This is a genomic window from Microbacterium sp. AK031, from assembly GCF_024807145.1.
Lineage (GTDB): Bacteria > Actinomycetota > Actinomycetes > Actinomycetales > Microbacteriaceae > Microbacterium.
In genome coordinates, this window is record NZ_JANUCA010000010.1 from 102,395 (window position 1) to 121,479 (window position 19,085).

The 19,085-nt window shown below is 66.8% G+C and carries 20 protein-coding genes; 14 read left to right on the forward strand and 6 right to left on the reverse strand.

What is annotated here, in order from left to right; translation table 11 throughout:
• Positions 1-166: 166 nt before the first annotated feature.
• From HDC95_RS16285 to HDC95_RS16310, 6 genes are all read left to right on the forward strand, one after another.
• Positions 167-1,591 carry an NAD(P)/FAD-dependent oxidoreductase gene (locus HDC95_RS16285; protein ID WP_259064710.1) on the forward strand — a complete coding sequence of 475 codons (1,425 nt, stop codon included), beginning with the start codon at positions 167-169 and terminating at the stop codon, positions 1,589-1,591.
• Positions 1,592-1,745: 154 nt separating this feature from the next.
• Positions 1,746-2,615, forward strand: coding sequence for an ABC transporter ATP-binding protein (locus tag HDC95_RS16290; protein WP_259064711.1), 870 nt, complete (start codon positions 1,746-1,748; stop codon positions 2,613-2,615).
• On the forward strand, positions 2,612-3,298 hold the full coding sequence (locus HDC95_RS16295) for an ABC transporter permease (RefSeq protein WP_259064712.1): 687 nt from the start codon (positions 2,612-2,614) through the stop codon (positions 3,296-3,298). The genes HDC95_RS16290 and HDC95_RS16295 overlap by 4 nt, the downstream gene beginning before the upstream one ends.
• Positions 3,295-4,035 carry an ABC transporter permease gene (locus tag HDC95_RS16300; RefSeq protein WP_259064713.1) on the forward strand — a complete coding sequence of 247 codons (741 nt, stop codon included), beginning with the start codon at positions 3,295-3,297 and terminating at the stop codon, positions 4,033-4,035. The genes HDC95_RS16295 and HDC95_RS16300 overlap by 4 nt, the downstream gene beginning before the upstream one ends.
• Before the next feature lie 28 nt (positions 4,036-4,063).
• Positions 4,064-4,984 carry an ABC transporter substrate-binding protein gene (locus HDC95_RS16305; RefSeq protein ID WP_259064714.1) on the forward strand — a complete coding sequence of 307 codons (921 nt, stop codon included), beginning with the start codon at positions 4,064-4,066 and terminating at the stop codon, positions 4,982-4,984.
• Between the two features lie 104 nt (positions 4,985-5,088).
• On the forward strand, positions 5,089-5,454 hold the full coding sequence (locus tag HDC95_RS16310; protein WP_259064715.1) for a hypothetical protein: 366 nt from the start codon (positions 5,089-5,091) through the stop codon (positions 5,452-5,454).
• On the opposite strand, the gene HDC95_RS16315 is transcribed toward HDC95_RS16310, so the two are convergent.
• Entirely contained in the window at positions 5,451-6,686 is a 1,236-nt protein-coding gene (locus HDC95_RS16315) for an AI-2E family transporter (RefSeq protein WP_259064716.1), read from the reverse strand. The two genes, HDC95_RS16310 and HDC95_RS16315, sit on opposite strands and share 4 nt — an antisense overlap.
• A 91-nt stretch (positions 6,687-6,777) precedes the next feature.
• On the opposite strand from HDC95_RS16315, the gene HDC95_RS16320 reads away from it, so the two are divergent.
• Together HDC95_RS16320 and HDC95_RS16325 are read left to right on the forward strand one after the other, a co-directional pair.
• Positions 6,778-7,077 carry a chorismate mutase gene (locus HDC95_RS16320; protein ID WP_259064717.1) on the forward strand — a complete coding sequence of 100 codons (300 nt, stop codon included), beginning with the start codon at positions 6,778-6,780 and terminating at the stop codon, positions 7,075-7,077.
• Positions 7,078-7,081: 4 nt separating this feature from the next.
• Positions 7,082-8,146, forward strand: a complete 1,065-nt coding sequence (locus tag HDC95_RS16325) for a Gfo/Idh/MocA family protein (protein ID WP_259064718.1) — start codon at positions 7,082-7,084, stop codon at positions 8,144-8,146.
• A 5-nt stretch (positions 8,147-8,151) separates the two neighbouring features.
• Here the strand turns inward: HDC95_RS16325 and HDC95_RS16330 are convergent, their stop codons facing one another.
• From HDC95_RS16330 to HDC95_RS16350, 5 genes are read right to left on the reverse strand one after another with little or no spacing between them, the layout of a single operon-like run.
• A complete protein-coding gene (locus HDC95_RS16330; RefSeq protein WP_259064719.1) occupies positions 8,152-9,054 on the reverse strand; it encodes a carbohydrate ABC transporter permease in 903 nt (300 codons plus the stop codon).
• On the reverse strand, positions 9,051-10,076 hold the full coding sequence (locus HDC95_RS16335; RefSeq protein ID WP_396652723.1) for a carbohydrate ABC transporter permease: 1,026 nt from the start codon (positions 10,074-10,076) through the stop codon (positions 9,051-9,053). Before HDC95_RS16335 ends, HDC95_RS16330 begins: the two co-directional genes overlap by 4 nt.
• Positions 10,073-11,491, reverse strand: coding sequence for an N-acetylglucosamine/diacetylchitobiose ABC transporter substrate-binding protein (ngcE, locus tag HDC95_RS16340; protein WP_259064720.1), 1,419 nt, complete (start codon positions 11,489-11,491; stop codon positions 10,073-10,075). Before ngcE ends, HDC95_RS16335 begins: the two co-directional genes overlap by 4 nt.
• A gap of 50 nt (positions 11,492-11,541) precedes the next feature.
• Positions 11,542-12,294, reverse strand: a complete 753-nt coding sequence (locus tag HDC95_RS16345) for an SIS domain-containing protein (protein ID WP_259064721.1) — start codon at positions 12,292-12,294, stop codon at positions 11,542-11,544.
• Positions 12,291-13,223, reverse strand: a complete 933-nt coding sequence (locus tag HDC95_RS16350; RefSeq protein ID WP_259064722.1) for a MurR/RpiR family transcriptional regulator — start codon at positions 13,221-13,223, stop codon at positions 12,291-12,293. The genes HDC95_RS16345 and HDC95_RS16350 overlap by 4 nt, the downstream gene beginning before the upstream one ends.
• Before the next feature lie 113 nt (positions 13,224-13,336).
• Here HDC95_RS16350 and HDC95_RS16355 point away from each other — a divergent pair, with 113 nt between their 5' ends.
• The 6 genes from HDC95_RS16355 to HDC95_RS16380 all read left to right on the forward strand — a co-directional run bounded on the left by HDC95_RS16355 (position 13,337) and on the right by HDC95_RS16380 (position 18,896).
• Positions 13,337-14,311 carry an N-acetylglucosamine kinase gene (locus HDC95_RS16355; RefSeq protein ID WP_259064723.1) on the forward strand — a complete coding sequence of 325 codons (975 nt, stop codon included), beginning with the start codon at positions 13,337-13,339 and terminating at the stop codon, positions 14,309-14,311.
• Positions 14,312-14,406: 95 nt separating this feature from the next.
• The gene (locus tag HDC95_RS16360) at positions 14,407-15,309 is read left to right on the forward strand and encodes an SIS domain-containing protein (RefSeq protein ID WP_259064724.1); all 903 of its coding nucleotides are present in this window, start codon (positions 14,407-14,409) and stop codon (positions 15,307-15,309) included.
• Positions 15,309-16,313 carry an ROK family protein gene (locus tag HDC95_RS16365; RefSeq protein ID WP_310503275.1) on the forward strand — a complete coding sequence of 335 codons (1,005 nt, stop codon included), beginning with the start codon at positions 15,309-15,311 and terminating at the stop codon, positions 16,311-16,313. Before HDC95_RS16360 ends, HDC95_RS16365 begins: the two co-directional genes overlap by 1 nt.
• The gene (locus HDC95_RS16370; RefSeq protein ID WP_259064726.1) at positions 16,310-17,269 is read left to right on the forward strand and encodes a 1-phosphofructokinase family hexose kinase; all 960 of its coding nucleotides are present in this window, start codon (positions 16,310-16,312) and stop codon (positions 17,267-17,269) included. Before HDC95_RS16365 ends, HDC95_RS16370 begins: the two co-directional genes overlap by 4 nt.
• Positions 17,266-18,144 carry a class II fructose-bisphosphate aldolase gene (locus HDC95_RS16375; RefSeq protein ID WP_259064727.1) on the forward strand — a complete coding sequence of 293 codons (879 nt, stop codon included), beginning with the start codon at positions 17,266-17,268 and terminating at the stop codon, positions 18,142-18,144. The genes HDC95_RS16370 and HDC95_RS16375 overlap by 4 nt, the downstream gene beginning before the upstream one ends.
• On the forward strand, positions 18,141-18,896 hold the full coding sequence (locus HDC95_RS16380) for a DeoR/GlpR family DNA-binding transcription regulator (protein ID WP_259064728.1): 756 nt from the start codon (positions 18,141-18,143) through the stop codon (positions 18,894-18,896). Before HDC95_RS16375 ends, HDC95_RS16380 begins: the two co-directional genes overlap by 4 nt.
• Positions 18,897-19,085 lie beyond the last annotated feature (189 nt).

Sequence of the window (19,085 nt, forward strand, 5' to 3'; positions counted from 1 at the left end):
GCACACCTGCAGGGCCGATGCACACCTGCAGGGCGAAACGCCGGCGTTCGAACCTGCATCCGTGATTTCTCCCTACAGGTGTATCCCTGACGGGAACAACCCCGGTGACATCGCGTTGCACTTCCTGGAGACTGGTGCCATACCGGTTCGGACGGAAGGCGCTTGGATGTCAACGGATGAATACGACCTGATCGTTCTCGGCGGTGGCCCGGTCGGCGAGAATGTCGCAGACCGAGCGGTACAGGGCGGGCTCACCGCAATCATCGTCGAGAGCGAACTCGTCGGGGGCGAATGCTCGTACTGGGCGTGCATGCCGTCGAAGGCGCTGCTGCGTTCGGCGCAGGCGCTGCGCGCGGCCCAGAATGTGGCGGGCGCCGCGGAGGCGGTCACCGGAAACCTCGACGTGCGTGCTGTGCTCGCCCGCCGCAACTCGTTCACCAGCGACTGGTCGGACGACGGTCAAGTGAAGTGGCTCGACTCCGCCGGCATCGATCTGGCCCGGGGTCACGGTCGTATCACCGGCCAGCGCGAGGTCACCGTGACGGCCGACGACGGCACCGAGAGGGTGCTGAAGGCTCGCCACGCGGTCGCGATCAGCACCGGGACGGATGCCGCGATCCCTCCGATCGAGGGCCTGATGGATGCTGCGCCGTGGACGAGCCGCGAGGCGACGAGCGCGCAGGAGATCCCGGCATCCCTCGCCATCATCGGCGGCGGCGTCGTCGCCGTCGAGATGGCCACCGCCTACGCAGGCCTCGGCGCGGACGTCACGCTGATCGCCCGCAGCGGCCTGCTTGGCAACATGGAGCCCTTCGCGGGCGAACTGGTCGAGAAGGGGCTGCGAGAACTCGGCGTCGACATCCGCACGAACGTCGGCACGAACCGTGTCGCTCGCGATGCCGACGGTGTGACGGTGACTCTCGACGACGGGACCACCGTCGCCGCGGAGGAGATCCTCGCCGCGACCGGACGTGCCCCGCGCAGCCGTGACATCGGGCTCGAGATCGTCGGCCTCGAACCGGGGAAGTACATCCCCACGGATGACACCCTCAGGGTTGCCGGCAACGACTGGCTGTACGCCGTGGGCGATGTCAACGGGCGCGTGTTGCTGACCCACCAGGGCAAGTACCAGGCCAGGGCCGCCGGCGATGTGATCGCCGCCCGCGCGAACGGCGAAGACGTTGACGACGCCGCGTGGGGCCGCCATGTCGCCACCGCCGACCACGCCGCCGTGCCTCAGGTCGTGTTCGGCGAGCCGGAGGTCGCATCGGTCGGGCTGACCGCCGATGCCGCGAAGGATGCCGGATACCAGACCCGCGTGATCGATCAGGATCTCGGGGCCATCGCCGGCTCCAGCATCCGCGAGGACGGGTACAGCGGTCAGGCCCGCATGGTCGTCGACAGCGAGCGCGACGTCATCCTCGGGGTCACGTTCGTCGGCCCGGACGTCGCGGATCTGCTGCAGGCGGCGACCGTCGCGATCATCGGGGAAGTGCCGATCTCGCGGCTGTGGCACGCGGTGCCCGCCTACCCGACGGTCAGCGAAGTCTGGCTGCGGTTGCTCGAGCAGTACGGCCGGGATTCCGCCTGAACTGATTCGATCCAGTCGGCGCTCGGCTCCGAACAGCCGAAGAATATGTCGCCAGATGTCCGATCCTTCCCATACGCTCGAACCGAATCTGAGGAAACATGACTATGAAGTCTGGAGGTCGGATCATCGGCCGGGCGACGAAAGCAGGGCACGCATGATCGAGTTCCGTTCGGTCTCGAAGCGATTCCCCGATGGTACGCTCGCCGTCGAGGACTTCAGTCTCGTGCTGCCCTCACGCAAGACCACGGTGTTCGTCGGGTCCTCCGGATGCGGCAAGACGACGCTGCTGCGCATGATCAACCGCATGGTCGAGCCGAGCAGCGGTGACGTCGAGATCGACGGCGAGAGCGTTCTCGACAAGAACCCGGTGACACTGCGACGCCGCATCGGCTACGTCATGCAGAACTCCGGACTCATGCCGCACTTCACCGTGATCGACAACGTCGCCACGGTGCTGCGTCTGACCGGCACCTCCAGGAAAGAGGCGCACGAGCGCTCCCGCACGCTTCTCGACACGGTCGGTCTTGACCGATCGCTCGCAGATCGCTACCCGAGCCAGCTCTCCGGCGGGCAGCAGCAGCGGGTCGGGGTGGCACGCGGCCTCGCGGCCGATCCGAACATCCTGCTCATGGACGAGCCGTTCGGCGCTGTCGACCCGATCGTGCGCGCCGACCTGCAGCAAGAACTCATCCGGTTGCAGGTTGAGCTCGACAAGACCGTCGTCTTCGTCACTCACGACATCGATGAGGCATTTCTGCTCGGCGATCAGGTGGTGATCCTCGACAAGCGCGCGCGCATCGTGCAGGTCGGCAGCCCGAGCGAGATCATCGAGAATCCTGCCGACGACTTCGTCTCCGCGTTCATCGGCGCCGAGCGCGGCAGGCGGGCGTTGCGCATCAAGCAGACTGCGCGTGGTCGAGTCCTCGTCGATTCCGAGGGTCGTACGCAGGGGGCACTTCTAGACGATGAGGCTCCGTCGAGCACGCCGCCTGAGGTACGCGCCGAGGGGGCCGGCTCCTCGTGAACTGGATCGCCGACAACATCGGCCTCATCCTCGAACTCGCGCTCGCGCATCTCTGGCAGAGTGCGATACCGATCGTGCTCGGCTTCTTCCTGTCTTTGCCGCTGGGATGGATCGCCTGGCGATACCGGCTCGTGAGGGGCCCCGTGGTCGTCGTCACCGGTCTGCTGTACACGATCCCCTCCTTGGCCCTGCTCATCCTGCTGCCCGCCTTGATCGGCATCTCGACGCGCGACCCGGCGAACCTGATCATCGGTCTCACCATCTATGCGATCGCGATCCTCGTGCGTGCGGTCGCCGACGGCCTCGACTCGGTCGATCCGGCGATCCGCCAGTCCGCGACCGCAGTAGGCTACGGAGGGTTCCGCAGGTTCTGGACGGTCGACTTCCCGCTCGCCGCTCCCGTGATCCTCGCGGGACTGCGGGTGACGGCGGTGAGCACCATCTCGTTGGCCACCGTCGGGATCCTCGTCGGAGTCGAGAACCTCGGCTACCTGTTCACGAACGGCCTGCAGAGGCGGATCATCGCCGAGGTGTTCGCCGGGGTTATCGCCGTCGTCGTGATCGCTCTCATGATCGACCTCCTGCTGCTGCTCGCCGGGCGCGCACTCATGCCGTGGACGCGGGCGATCAGGACGCCGTCCGCCGACCGTCGGCCTGTCCGTATCCTCAGGGCTGCCGCATGAATCTGTTCGCCGAGGCTCTCGCCTGGCTGTTCTCCCCAGAGCGGCTGGAAGGCCAGTACGCCCTGCCCGTGCTCCTCGGCCAGCATCTGTTCTACACGGTCATCTCGGTGCTGATCGCGGCGGTCATCGCAGTGCCGGCAGGCTGGCTCATCGGTCACACCGGTCGCGGACGCGAGGTGGCGGTGGCGATCTCCGGTGCGGCACGCGCCGTGCCGTCGTTCGGCCTCATGGTGCTGCTCGTGCTGCTCCTCGGTGTACTGCGCGTGCCGGAGGCTGCGACCATCACTTTCGTGCTGCTCGCGATCCCGTCGCTGCTCGCCGGCGCATACACCGGTCTCGAAGCCGTCGACCGTCGGGTGATCGATGCCGCTCGCGCGACCGGGATGACCGAGTGGCAGATCTTCTGGAAGGTCGAAGTGCCGCTCGGACTCCCATTGCTCGTCGGTGGCCTGCGTGCGGCGACGCTCCAGGTGATCGCGACGGTCACGATCGCCGCCTATGTGAACCTGGGCGGTCTCGGCTGGCCGATCATCCAGGGAATTCCGTTGCGCCGGTTCGACCAGGTGCTCGGTGGCGCCATCCTCGTCGCCGTGCTCGCACTGCTCGCCGACCTGCTTCTCGCGCTCGCGCAGCGTGCCGCTGTTCCCGCGGGCATCCGCGTCGCCACGCCCCATTCCCCGCGCGCCGCTCGTCGCACGGCCCGCCGCGCGGCATCGGCCGCAGCCTCCACGACTTGACCAGAACTCCCCACCAGAGAGGAACATCATGTTCACCGCACGAAAGTCACGCATCGCCCTCATCGGCGGCATCGGGCTCGCAGCCTCGCTCGTGCTCGCCGGCTGCGCCAGCAGCAACCCGCTGGACACCCAGACCGAAGAGGGTGGCGAGAGCGCCGGCTCCGACACGATCGTCATCGGTTCGCAGGCCTATTACTCGAACGAGATCATCGCCGAGATCTACGCCCAGGCACTGGAGAACGCCGGCTTCGACGTTGACAAGCAGTTCAACATCGGTCAGCGCGACGCCTACATGCCCGAGCTGGAGTCCGGCGCGATCGATCTGTTCCCCGAGTACACCGGCAACCTGCTGGAGTTCTACGACGATGCGGCCGACGTCACCAGCCCGGAGGACGTGTACGCGGCCCTCCAGGAGGCGCTGCCCGAGGGCCTGACCGCGCTCGACTACGCCGAGGCCAGCGATCAGGACACCTACACGGTGACCAAGGAGTTCGCCGAGGCGAACAACCTCACCACGATCGCCGACCTGGCGAACGTCAGCGAGAAGCCAACGATCGGTGCTGCACCTGAGTTCGAGCAGCGTCCGTACGGACCTGCAGGCGTCAAGGACGTCTACGGCGTCGACCTCACCTTCTCGGCCACGGGCGACACCACGCTGGAGTCGCTGCTGGCCGGTGAGATCCAGGTCGCCGACATCTACACCGCAGACCCGGCGTTCGAGACCGAGGAGATCGTCGCACTGGAAGACCCGGAGAACCTCATCCTCGCCTCGAACGTGGTGCCGATCGCCTCGAGCGATATCGCCGATGAGGTCGCCGACGTCATCAACGCGGTCAGCGCCGCACTCGGTGCCGATGACCTCGTCGCGCTGGGCGTGCAGAGCACCGTTGAGCAGATGTCGCCGGAGGACATCGCCACGCAGTGGCTGACGGACAACGATCTGATCTGATCGAACTGACCAAGGGGCCTTCCGATCGTCGTCGGAAGGCCCCTTCAGCGTGCGAGGAGCGGACGGCCTGAGACAATGGAGCCCATGGCAATGGACTCACGCGCATGATCTCGAAGCGCGATCTCGCCCACCGGCTCGACATCCCCCTGGAGATGGCCGAGCGGCACGGCCTCGGCGACGGTGTGAGCGAGGCCGAGTTCGCGGCGCTCGAGAACGATCCGCCGGCGTGGCTCATCCAGTCCAGGGCGAACCGCAAGAAGGGCGCGCGCCCGGTCTGGGCGACGCTCACCTGCGATGTGTGCGGCTACACCGAAACGGCCAGACCCAAGAAGTGGTGGCCGGAGTTCACGTATCTGATCTGCGGGCACCACTCGCTCGACGAACTCCCTAAGCCCGCGTCCGGACACCACCGCGGTGAGTTCGAGGGCGTCGGAAGCCGCTTCATCGGCATCGTCGACCAGTCTCTCTAGACCCTCGAGTCCTGCCGCGGGATCCAGATCTTCTTGATGATGATCAGGATGGATGCCGCGACCGGCACGGCCACGAGCGCTCCGAGCAGTCCGAGCAGGGTGCCTCCGACGAGAGCGCCGATGACGACCAGGGAACCGGGGATCGAGATCGCCCGGTTCATGACCTTCGGCGTCAGGAAGTACGACTCCACCTGCATGTAGATGAGGTAGACGACCGCGAACACCAGCGCGAAGATGATGTTGTCGCCGAACAGCGCGATCCCCGTGCCGATCACCCAGAACAGCAAGGGTCCGACGAGCGGGATCAGCGTGATGAGGAAGGCGACGACGGCGAGCAGCAGCGGGAATGGCAGGCTGAGCACCGTGTACAGGATCAGCACGAGGACCGCGTTCATGAATGCCAGCGTCACCATGCCCATGACGTAGCCGCCGACGGAGTCGGTGATCTCGGTGCTGATGATGTCTGCGTTCGCACGGTCGCGCGCCGGCACGAGGCGGAGCATCGCCCGCTTCATGCCGGGGAGTGTCGCTACGAAGTAGATGACGAGCACCAGGACGATGACGGCCCCGGAGATGCCGTTTGCGATGGATGCCCCGACCTGAAGAGCACCGCCGCCGATCGCGGCGATGTTGCCCGGGTCGGTGAGAAAGCCCTGCACGTCGCTGACAAGGGTTTGGAACTGCTCGCCGAACTGGCCTTCCAGCGTGGTGTAGATATCACTGGTCTGGAAGTCCGAGATCATTCCGGGGACATCTTTGACGAAGCTCGTGATCTGCGCCACGACCACCGGGACGATGGCCCAGATGACCAGGCCCAGCGCGATGACGAGGCCGAAGAGCACGATCACGACGCCCCACCCGCGGTTCAGTCCTCGTCTCTCGAGGAAGCGGACAGCAGGGTCAAGCCCCAGGGCGGCGAACAGCGCGAGCGCGATGTAGATGATGACGGTCGACAGATTCGACAACGCGAGTCCGAGCAGGATAGCGGCGAGACCGCCGAGCGTGACGAGGAACCCGAAGCCGAACGGCCGCTCTATACGCGTCCAGAACGAACGGCTCGACAGCACCGGTTCGATGACGGGCTTGGTCTTGACCTCCGGGGCTGCGGGAGGTTCGGTCTCGGCGGCTTTCGACGTCTCGGGCTTCACCTTCGCCGCGGCCGCGGTCCGCCGGGTGACGGGCGCCTCGTCAGCTGTCGTGTCGTCGTCTGCCGCAGGCTCATCGGTGCTCATGCGCCCACTCTAAGGCGTGACTGTCGGCCCGACGGGAGCCGCTCGCCGAGCCCGTCGCGATATCGTCGTACCTGCGACCAGGAGGAGACACATGACCGACGCAGAAGATGCCCGCGCAGAGCTGCTGCGACTGCGCGGCAGCATCGACAACATCGACGCCGCGCTCATCTACATGCTCGCCGAGCGGTTCCGCGCGACGCAGCAGGTCGGCATCCTCAAGGCGGAGCACGAGATGCCGGCATCCGATCCGAATCGGGAAGAGCAGCAGGTGGCACGTCTGCGCGCCCTCGCCGAGGAAGCGCACCTCGACCCCGAGTTCGCCGAGAAGTGGTTCAACTTCGTCGTCGCGGAAGTCATCCGCCACCACACCGAGGCCAAAGAGGGGCGCTGATCGGATGCGCGGGCCGGCGACTGAAGACAGAAATGCGCGTTTCCGTCTCGGGGTCATCGGTCACGGCATGTGGCCGTCCACATACCTCATCCCCGGCGCGCGGCACTTGCGGGATGTCGACGTCGTCGCCGTGTGCGGGCGTGACTCCGCGCGGGCAGCCGCCTTCGCGGCGGCGCAGGGAATCCCGCATTCCTACGACTCGATCGAGCGGATGCTGACGGTCGAGGATCTCGACGGGGCCATCATCGCGACCCCTCCGGGTCAGCACGAGGAAGCGGCGCGTATCGTCTCGGGCTTCAGAGCAGCCGTGCTCTGCGAGAAGCCTCTCGCACTGGACGTGGAGAGCGCACGCCGCATCCGTGATCTGCTCGTGGACAGGCCGGCACTCACGGGTTTCACACTGCGATGGCAGCCGTTGTTCCAGGAACTGCGCGAGACCATCGGCTCGGGCGTCATCGGTGCGGTGCGGCACGTGCGCATCCGCTATCTCCAGTCCTCGGCCGCGACGCCGGCGCGCGGGTGGGACTGGCATTTCGACGCGGCCGACGAGCCGCTCGGTGTCGTCTCCGACCTCGGACCGCACGCCATCGATCTCGTGCGATGGATGGTCGGCGATGTGACCCAGGTCACTGCGTTCGCGCGGACGACGATCGCCGAGCGAGTGGACCCGGAAGGTCGACGCCGTCCGGTCACCAACCACGACGATGCGGACGTGCAGCTGACCGCGGCGTCGGGCGCGACCGTCTCGTTGACGATCAGCCGCGTCGCCCCGAACACCGGGGTGCCCGGCGGGATCACGATCGAGGTTCTCGGTGCCGAAGGGTGGATCCGAACGGACTCCAACGAGGCGGATATCGTCAGCGGCACAGCATCCGGAATCCACCGGCGTCCGGCGCCAGCGATGTCGCTGACGGACGGCGCCGGCGCGCAGATCAGAGACTTCGTCGACTCCGCCCGGGGAGAACCCCGGGCGGAGTTGCCGAGCATCGACGACGGCTATCAGGCGCAGCGCGTGATGGACGCCATCGCGCAGTCGCTGAGCAGACGCGAGAGCGTCACTCTCACCTGAGTCCGCTACTTCGAAGTGCCCTGCGACACCGACCCCTGCAATTGGCGCTGGAAGAAGATGTACACGATCAACACCGGAACGATCGTGATGATCACCGCAGCGAACATCTCACCGAAGTCGAGCGCGTAGCCCGCTGACGAGGCGTACGACGCCATGCCCTGGGAGAGCACGTACTTGCTGCGATCCGTGTTCAACGAGATCGGCAGCAGGAACTGGTTCCACAGGCCCAGGAAGTTCATGATCGCCACCGCGGCCATTCCCGGCCTCGCCATGGGCAGCATGACTTGGAAGAAGGTGCGCCACTCGCTCGCGCCGTCGACGTATGCGGCCTCCTGAATCTCGTACGGCAGCGACTTGAAGAATGAGAAGAGGAAGAACACCGTGAACGGCAGCGCGAATGCGACGTACGTGATGATCAGGCCGGGCAGCGTGTTCAGCAGCCCCATGCCCTGCAGGATGAAGAACAGCGGGACGATGGCGAGGAACACCGGGAAGGTGAGTCCGGCGAGCATCAAGTAGTAGATCACTCGACTGCCCGGCACTGAGAACCGCGCCAGCACGTAGGCGCACATGGCGCCGAGCACCATCACCAGTACGAGCGAGACACCGACGACGATGACGGTGTTGATGAACATGCCGCCGAAGTTGTTCCCCACCCAGGCGCTGACGTAGTTGTTGAAGTTCCACTCAGCGGGCAGGCCGAACGGCGATGCGAAGATCTCCTTCGTGTTCTTGAACGAGCCGAGCAGGGTCCACAGCAACGGCAGGATCACGACGATCGACCAAATGATCAGGACGACGTGGGAGGCGCCGCCGACGGCCTTGTCGCTCGTGGTGGACTTCGTGGTCGTCGGCCGAGTCTTTGATTTCAGATCGACCGTGACTGCGGCCCGTGTGTCGAGGGTCATGACCGTCCTCCTTCATCCTTGCCGCCGATGAGGCGGAACGCGCCGATCACGATCGCTGCGAACAGCAGGGTGATCACGGCGAGCACCACGCCCATCGCACTCGCCAGGCCGAACTGGCCCTTTTCGAACGCCGTGCGGAAAAGATACTGGCTCATCACGAGTGTGCTGTTGCTCGGGCCGCCCGAGGAATTGAGCCCCACCATGTAGACGAAAGCATCCAATGCCAGGATGCCGAGGTAGATGTAGGCCGTCTGCACGTTGTCGCGGATCTGCGGAAGGACGATCGCGGTGACGGTGCGGAACCGGCCAGCGCCGTCGATGCGTGCGGCTTCGAGGGTCTCGCCTGGGATGCCCTTGATCGCAGCGATGAACAGCACCATGTAGAAACCGACCATGCTCCAGACGATGACGAAGATCGTCGCTCCCATGGCCGTGCGTGCGTCACCCAGCCATGCGAAGTCGTTGTTGTCGATCCCGACCGCGGCGAGAAGACCGTTCAGCAGACCACTCGGTGAATAGATCAGGTTCCACAGGATCGCGATCACGATCGCCGGGATGACGTACGGGAAGAACGACACCACCCTGTAGAAACTCGAGCCCTTCAGCCCGCGCACCTGACCGTGACTCGGGCCACCGACGGTGATCATGCTCGCGAAGATCATGGCGATCACGATCGTGATCAGCGGAACGAAGATCGCCAGCACGAGGTTGTTCCCCATGGCCTGCAAGAACGTCGGGTCCTGGAACAGTTTTACGAAGTTGTCGACACCGACGAAGTCCATGTTGGGCGAGAAGCCGGTCCAGTTCGTCATCGCGTAGTACACGGCCTGGATGAACGGCGAGATGACGAAGATCAGGAAGATCGCGACCGGAAGCCCGAGGAACACCAGCAGGAACGACGCGTAGTCGAACGTCATCTTGCGGCGCAGCCCCGCGCGGGGCGCCTTGCGGCGACCCGCGCGGGCGGTGACGACGGCGGTGGTGTCCAGCGCCGCGTCGAGGCCAGGAGCGCTGAGGCTCACTTGATCTCGATCTTCTCGATGGAACTGTCGTTGCGGATCTTGTCGGTCAGGTCCTGCAACTGCTTGGTGATGTCCGCGACCGTCATCTTGCCGTCGAGGAACGAGTTCCAGATCGGCAGCTGGTCGCTGTTCATGCCGTACAGGTTGAATGACTGGATCGTGAACATACCGGATCCGGCCGCCGCGATCATCTCGACCTGCGACACGAGCGCGGTCGAACCGAATCCGTCCTCGGGGACGATGTCCTTGACGACGGTCGGGGCGAGCTTCTCCTTCGAGAAGGCGGACGCAGCCTCCTTCGAGAGCATCGTGCGCAGCAGCTCCTTACCGCCGGACGGGTTCTTCGCCTTCGACGGTACGACGAACGGCTCGCCAGCCTCTGCCCGCATGAAGCCCTCCGGCGTGGTGGCCTTGTCGTCGAGGGGCATCTCGCGCACGCCCATCATCTGGAAGTTCTCCGCCGTCGTCTTCTTCATCTCGTTCTCGATCCACGAGCCAGAAGGGTAGAGCAGCGCCTCCTGATCGAGGCTCCACTGCGACTGGGCCTGCGTGAACTGCGTGCCACCGCCGCCCGGCTTGACGTAGCCGGCCGCGATGAGTTCGTGCAGGATCGTGAGGATGGACTGCAGTGTCGGGTGCGACCAGCATCCTTCTTCGAGGTTTTCCAGCGGCAGGCGCACGTCGTCACCGGACTGGATGATGGCAGAGTCGACGACGAACGTCTGGTAATACGTCGCCGCTTCCTTGCCCCAGAGGAACAGGTACTTGCCCTGTGCCTTCGCAGCCTCGCCGAGGGCCTTCAGGTCCTGCCAGGTCTTCGGCGGTTCCCATCCGTTGTCCTTGAACAGGCTGCCCGAGTACCACAGGCCGTACGTGGTGAACACGTAGTTGATGGCCGCGAACTTGTCACCGAAGGTGCCGGGCGCCTTCACGCCGTCGAACAGGGTGTCAGCGATCTTCTTGCCCTCGAGGTTCTCGGACTCGAGCACTTCGCTGAGGTCTTCGAGCTGGTCGAGGATCGTGTTCCAGCCGATGGAGTTCGCGCCAGAGTTGTCGACGAGGTCCGGCGGGTTGCCGCCGACGAAGCGCGGCTGCAGCTCCTGCGCGATCTTGGTGGAGGCGGAGACCTTGGCGGTGACGCCGTCGAGCCCCTTGTTGCCCGCCATGATCTTGGCAGCGTTCTCGACGTAGTCGACGCCGTAGCCGCCGTCGAAGATCACCGCGTCGACCTCGGTGTTGGCGGCGACGCCGAACGGGTTGTCCGAGGTGACTTCACCCTTGGGGCCGGCGTCGCCGCCGCCTCCGCCGGGTGCTGCGCAGGATGCGAGGGACATGCCAAATGGCAGCAGCAGCGCCGTCGCTGCCGCGCCGCGCAACAGGTTGCGACGGCTGATGGAGGATTGTGTGATTTCCATCTTCGTACCTTTCGTTGTGGTGTTCGGGTTCTTGGTGAGTCGGGATCGGGTCAGGCGCCTCGGCGGATGCGGCCGCGATACCGGTCTTCGAGGACGGAGTTGTGCTCGTCGCCACCGGGGATGTTGGCGGAGATGTACATCGGGGGAGTGTCGCCTCGGTCGGCGATGGTGCGCGCGACGCCGAGCGTGAGCAGCTGGGCAATGAAGGCGGCGGTGATCGACGAGATGGCTCCTGCACCGATGCCGTCCGTGATCTCGAGCGTCGTGTCGCCGTAGGGGGCGAGATTGTCGATCACGACGTCGGCGACGTCGGCGAGGCGCTTGCCGGACGGATGCTTCGGCTCGACGAGCATGGTGTGCGCCATGCTCGTCACGGCGATCACGCGGTGATCGCGTTCCTTCGCCCACAGTGCCGCACCCACGATCGAGCCGTTCACGCCGGAGTTCGAGGCGATCAGGAAGACGTCGGCCTCACCCACCGGCACTGTAGCCATGAGCTCGTCGACCAGCCAGGGTTCGCGCTCCAATGCGCTCGTGAGCAAGTCCACCTCGCGGTCGCCGTGCATCACGAGGTCGCGCAAGGCGAACTTGTTGGTCGGGATCAGCCCTCCCGCCCGGCCGGAGATCTCCATCGCGAACGCCTCGGAGTGGCCGGTGCCGAACGCGTGGATCACACCGCCGCCGTCGAGAGCTGCGACCATCAGCGCGATCGCGGGTTCGAGGGCCCCGGACTCGGCTTCCGCGGTGAGACGGGCGAGGCGTTCACTAGCCTCGCGGAACAGATCGGACGGTGTCGCGCTCAACTTGCTTCCTCCTGGATCTCGGATGATGCCTCAGGCGAATGCGACCTCATCGTTCGAGGTCGACGATGCGCCGACACGGCCGTCGCGGTCGCGGCGAGCCGCCTGGTGGCGGGGTCGAACATCTGCTGCGCGATGAGCAGATACAGCAGGTCGATCACGAAGAGCTGCGAGTGCTTCACCGACATGTCGTCCGGCCGCAGGTAGCCGACGGGCGCCGCAGTGGTTATCGACACGTCGGCGACATCTGCGATCCAGCTCTCGTCGTCGTGCGTGATCGCGACGGTGAGAGCACCGGCCGACCCCGCCTGGGCGAGCATCTGCACGGTCTCGTTGGTCTGTCCCGTGCTGGAGACGCCGATCGCGACCGAGTTCTCGTCCTGCAGCACGGCACTGGCGAGGCCGTCGTGCACATCCGACCACGCGTGCGAACTGATGCCGATGCGGTGCATCCGGCGTTGGAACTCCTGCGCGATCCCCGCACTGCCGCCGAGGCCGTAGATGTCGACGTGTTGGCTGGTCGTGATCGCGCGCGCGGCCTTGCCGACGGCATCCAGGTCGATGCCCTCACGCGTCGTCTCGAGGCCGCTCACGTGCACATTGAGCAGTGTCCGAAGAATCTTCTCCGGCGAATCCGTCGGTTCGAACTCCGCACCGATGTCCGTGATCCAGGCATGCTCCGCTGATGCGTGCCCGAGTTCGGTCGCGATCGCGACACGGAACTGCGTGTAACCCGCGAAGCCGAGTGAACGGCAGAAGCGGGTCACGCTGGCAGGGGAGCTGCCCGCTCGCTCGGCGAGCTCGGTGATCGTCAGCTCTGCCGGTGTGGTCGGGTGCGAGATCACCAGATCGGCGATCTTCGACAGCGCAGCCGGCATGGCGTGGCGGCGCTCGGCGATACGCCCGACGATCGCGCCATTGCCGGTGTTCATGCTGCGTGGCACCATTGCCCCCAGAACTCGTCGCAGTAAGTCTGCGTTGCGTTGAAAACTATTCTCACTGTTGAGGAACGTCAAGTTAGGACGCGTAACAAATGGGTCACGACATGCTGACGGTGGGCGTGGATGCCGGCGGGACCTCGACCAGGGCGGTGCTGGCGACCGGACGCGGCGAGTGCATCGGATACGGCACCGGCGGGCGCGGGAACCCGATATCCGCAGGCCCCGATCGCGCTGCGGACGGCGTGGTCGACGCCGTCGCTCGGGCGCTCGCGTCTTCATCGCGAACCCTGGCCGATGTCTCGGTGATCACTGCGGCGATGGCGGGGCAGGATGCCGAGGAAGGCGAAGGCGGATGGCTGCTCGCTAGGCTGGCGGCCGAGGGGTTCTCCGGTCGGCTCACCTTCGAATCCGACCTGTTGGCGACCTACTCCAGCGGTTCGGCCGAGCCCTTCGGCTATGCGATCGTGGCCGGCACCGGCGCATCCGCCGTCCGCGTCTCGGGCGGGCGGATCGAGGCGACGGCTGACGGGCTGGGCTGGCTGCTCGGTGATCGCGGCAGCGGCTTCTGGATCGGTCATCGGGTGGCCAGGGCCGTCGTGCGGGATCTGGACGGAGCCGGCGCGGCGACGTCGCTGACCGGGGCAGTGCTGGTGCATCTCGGCATCGGGGCGGATGAGACGCGCAGAGAGGGGCGCCCGCGCTCGCTCGAGCAGCTGGTCGCGTCGCTGTACGGCATGCGTCCGATCGAGCTCGCAGCTCTCGCACCGCTCGCATTCGTCGGCGACGATCGGGTGGCGGAGCGCATCCTGCGTCGAGCGGGGCAGCACCTCGCCGATTCTCTCGGAGCAGTGCTGACCGGCCCTGGTCCGCTCGTCGTCGGGGGCAGCGTGCTCTCCCGATCCGGTGCGGTCAGGGACGCGTTCACTGAGCGTCTCGGTGACGCCGCGGCAGGACTCGAAGTGCGCCCGGTCGTCGACGGCGTCGTCGGCGCCGGCCTGCTCGCACTGCGCGCCGCAGGGGTAGCCGTATCGCCCATGACGCTCGAGCGGCTCAGCGAAACTCTTGCGCCCCTGCGCTGATGTCGAGCGCCTTCGCACCATCACGAGAGCTACTCTATGATCGTATGTAGGCGAAAACAATCATAACAAAGCAGTTCGACGGAAGGCCTCTCCTGATGACCGATTCGGCCCCCGGCGCGTTCATGCGTGCGGAGCTCCTCTCCCAGCCCGAGACCTGGGCACGCGCGGCTGACATGCGCGACGAGCAGAAGGTGCTGCCAGCGGCTGGCGCACGCGTCGCGGTCATCGGCTGCGGCACGTCGTGGTTCATGGCCCAGTCGTATGCCGCACTGCGCGAGACCGCAGGCCTCGGTGTCACGGATGCATACGCGGCATCCGAGGCGTTCCTCGATCGCGACTACGACGCCGTCGTGGCGCTGACGCGTTCGGGAACCACGAGCGAGGTGCTCGAGCTCACCCAGCAGATCAAGGGGCGCATCCCGGTCATCGGCGTGATCGGCGACCCCACCTCACCGCTGGTCGCTCTCGTCGACGAAGCCGTGCTGCTCCCCTTCGCCGACGAGCAGTCGGTCGTGCAGACGCGCTTCGCGACCACCGCGCTGACACTCTTCCGCTCTTCGCTCGGCCTCGCTGATGACGTCGCGCGATCCATCGCGGATGCCGAGGCCGTACTCGCGGCGACGGATGACGTCACGCTCACCGAGGCGGAGCAGTACACGTTCCTCGGTCGCAACTGGACCATCGGCCTCGCCCACGAGGCCGCGCTGAAGATGCGCGAGTCGTCGCAGTCGTGGACCGAGTCGTATCCCTCGAAGGACTACCGCCACGGCCCGATCGCGATCGCCGCTCCCTGCCGCATCACCTGGCAGTTCGGAGCCGCCCCCGAAGGTCTCGCCGGTGAGGTCGAGGCGACCGGTGCTCGATTCGTGCAGCACGACGTCGACCCGCTCGCCGACCTCGTGCGTCTGCACCGCGTCGCGCTGGAACGCGCCGTGGCCAAGGGTCTCAACCCTGACCTTCCCCGAAACCTCAGCCGCTCGGTCATTCTGGATTCGTGATGTCGCCGATCGCGGAAGAGTTTCCGGGCTTCAGCGCCTCGCGAACCCCGGAAACCCTTCTCGCGTCTGATGGACAGCGGGTTTCGCTCGGCATCGGCGAGGGCGAGCCAGTGCTCGCCTTTGATGTCGGGGGTACCGACATCAAGTCCGCGCTCTTCGACGCCGACGGCACAGCGCTCGGGCTGCGCCGCACGTCGACACCGGCGTTGGGCGATGACCCGGCCGTAGCGCTGATCGAGGAGCTCGCTCGACTCTCGGACGAGCTGCGGTCGCAGCATCCGCACGTCGTGCCGGCTGCGCTCGGCTTCGTCGTACCCGGCATCGTCGATGCGGATGCCGGAATCGGGGTGTTCGCGAGCAATCTGGGCTGGCGCGATGCCCCACTCCGCGACCTCGCGAGAGAGCGGCTGCGGCTGCCCGTCGCATTCGACCACGACGTGCGCTCAGCGAGTTGGGCCGAGCATCGACTCGGCGGCGCGCGCGCATATGACGACGTCGTGGTGGTGATCATCGGCACCGGCATCGCCGGAGCCATCCTCGTGGGAGGGGAGCCTTACACGGCGGGCGGCTACGCCGGCGAGATCGGGCATTCTCCGATAGCCGACGGACCCGAGTGCGCGTGCGGCGCGCGCGGCTGCCTCGAGGCCGTGGCCTCGGCAGGGGCCATCGCCCGCCGTTACGCCGCCGAGACCGGCACGATTCCGGATGGGGCACGGGATGTGATCGCGCGCGCAGCCGATGGCGACGCGGTCGCACGGCGGATCTGGAACGACGCCCTCGACGCACTCACGATGTCACTCGCGCAGCTGACCGCGATGTTCGCTCCGGAGGCGATCGTGATCGGCGGTGGACTCTCCCGTGCCGGTGGAGCGCTGTTCGACGAGCTGCGCGCACGACTGGCGGCACGCCTCAGCTTCCACCGGATGCCGGAACTGCTGCCCGCCGAACTGGAAGGCGATGCCGGCCTGCTCGGTGCGGCGCTGCGTGCGAGGGAACTCACGTGATCCTCACGGTCACCGCGAACCCCGCGCTCGATATGACGTGGGAACTCGACCGGATCGAGATCGGCGGCGCGCACCGCGCCGACACCGGTGCAATACGCGCAGGGGGCAAGGGCCTCAACGTCGCCAGGGTCGCCCATGCGCAGGGCTTCGGCGTCTGCGCCGTAACCACGTGCGGCGGCGCGACCGGTGCGGAGCTGCGAGACGAGCTGGCGGCGAGCGGCGTTCCACATCTGCTCGTCCCGGTCACAGCCCTCACCCGGCGCAGCATCGCCTGGGTCGATCGCGCGCTCGGTGACACCACGATCGTCAACGAGCGCGGGGTGAATCCCCGCGCTGAGGAGTGGGAGGAGTTCAGCTCCGCCGTGCGAAAGCAGGCCGCCGCGGCATCCGTGCTGGTGATCGCCGGCAGTTTCCCGCCCGGTGCGCCGTCGACGCTTCTGCCCGAACTCATCGCGGCGGGTGCGGGCCGCCCCGTGATCGTCGACACGTCAGGACCTGCGCTGCTAACTGCGGCGGATGCCGGAGCATCCGTCCTCAAGCCGAACCGCGCCGAACTCCTCGAGGCCACCGGCATAGCCGACCCGATCGAGGGGGCTCGTGCGCTCATCGCGCGCGGTGCCGAGCTGGTGCTGTTGTCTCTCGGCGCCGAGGGGATGTACGCGGTCACGGCCGATCGGGTACTGCGTGCCCGGCTGTCGGAGCCGCTCGCTGGCAATCCGACCGGCGCGGGCGATGCCGCGGTCGCTGCGTGCGCCGTGCTCATGGATGCCGGTGTCCGCGATCCGGAGAAGATCCTCCGCCGCGCGACGGCGTGGTCGGCCGCAGCGGTGCTGATGCCTCTCGCAGGTGAGATCCATTCGACCTGGTGCGACCTCGAGGGTGCGCTCATCCTGGAGTCCGATCCCTTCCCGCCACACGATCCTGCCCCGCCACACGATCCGGAAGAGCCCGCATGACCCTCGTCTCCGCCGCCGAACTCGTCCGCCACGCTGCGGCCCAGAACCGCGGGATCGGCGCATTCAATGTGATCCACCTCGAGACTGCGGAGGCGCTGGTCGCGGCATCCGCTCAGGCCCGGCTTCCGGTCATCCTGCAGATCTCGCAGAACTGCGCGAAGTACCACGGCGCGCTCGAGCCGATCGCCCTCGCCACGCTCGCGGTGGCGCGCAGGGCCGACACCCCGGTCGCCGTGCACCTCGATCACGCCGAGAACCCCGCGCTCGTGGACGAGGCCATCGCTCTCGGGTTCGGCTCCGTCATGTTCGACGGTGGCGCGCTGCCCTACGACGAGAACGTCGCGCTGACACGCGCCGTGGCCGACCGCGCGCACGCCGCTGGCGTCTACGTAGAGGGCGAGCTGGGCGAGATCGGTGGCAAGGACGGCGCCCATGCGCCGGGCGTGCGCACCGACCCCGACGAGGCCCGCGCGTTCGTCGCCGAGACCGGAGTCGACGCACTGGCCGTCGCTGTCGGCTCGTCGCATGCGATGACCGATCGCAGCGCGGCGCTCGACATCGCACTCATCGGCAGGCTGCATGAAACCCTTGACGTCCCGCTCGTGCTGCATGGATCGTCCGGCGTCGCTGATGCTGTCATCATGGATGCAGTGCGCGCCGGTATGACGAAGATCAACGTGTCCACGCATCTGAACGGCTTCTTCACGCGGGCGGTGCGTTCGACGCTCGACGACGACGAACGCCTGGTCGACTCGCGAAAGTACATCGCTCCCGCTCGCGCCGCCGTCGTCGACGAGGCGGCGCGGATGCTGCGGCTGTTCGCCCTGCAGGACGCAGAACCCACCACGTCCGCCGCGTCTCGGGAATCGGTGTGAAGCGTGCGTCGCGGCTGACCGCGATCCTCGACCTGCTCGCGGCGCAGGGCGAGGTCACCGTCGAAGAACTGGTCGAGCGGCTCGATGCGTCTCCGGCGACGGCGAGGCGCGACCTCGACAGCCTCGCCGAGCAGCGGCTGCTCACCCGCACGCACGGTGGCGCAGTGGCGCAGTCGGTGGCGTACGAGCTGCCCGTCCGCTACAAGAGCCACCAGCGCACGCATGAGAAGGAGCGCATCGCGCGCACGGCATCCGATCTCGTCACGACCGGTGCCGTCGTCGGGCTCTCCGGCGGAACGACGACCACGGCGATAGCGGCGGCGCTCGCCGCCCGCGCTGACCTCGGCGAGTTCACGGTCGTCACCAACGCGGTGAACATCGCCGCCCAGCTCGCGACGCGGCCCGACATCAAGGTCGTGGTCACCGGGGGCGTGATCCACTCCCGCAGCTACGAGCTCGTCGGCCCGTTCGTGGAGCAGCTGCTCAGCGGCATCCGCCTCGACATCGCCTTCATCGGCGTGAACGCGCTCTCGGCCGAAGACGGCGCGAGCACCCACGACGAGCGCGAGGCCGCAGTCAACCGGATGATGGCCTCGCGTGCACACCGCGCCATCGTGGTGGCGGACTCCAGCAAGATCGGCGGAGCGGCGTTCGCGTTCGTCGGAGGCGTGGAGCTCTTCCCGACCGTGATCACGGATGCCCCGGCTCCTGACCTCGCGGATGCCGGCTACGAGGTCATCCTGGCCGGCTGAGCCCGCTCCGCCCGTCGCTGGGCCGCCTCAGCCCGTCTCGCACCCGCTCTTCGCCGGTTTTGGGCGCCGGCGGGAGCTTTTCGCATCCGGAATCGGGGCAGATTCATATGGTGGGAGCAACGCTCTGATTGAAGGAGCGTTTCATGGTCAAGTTGTTTCCGCCTGGTACTCGTGCCGCGTTCGTTGATC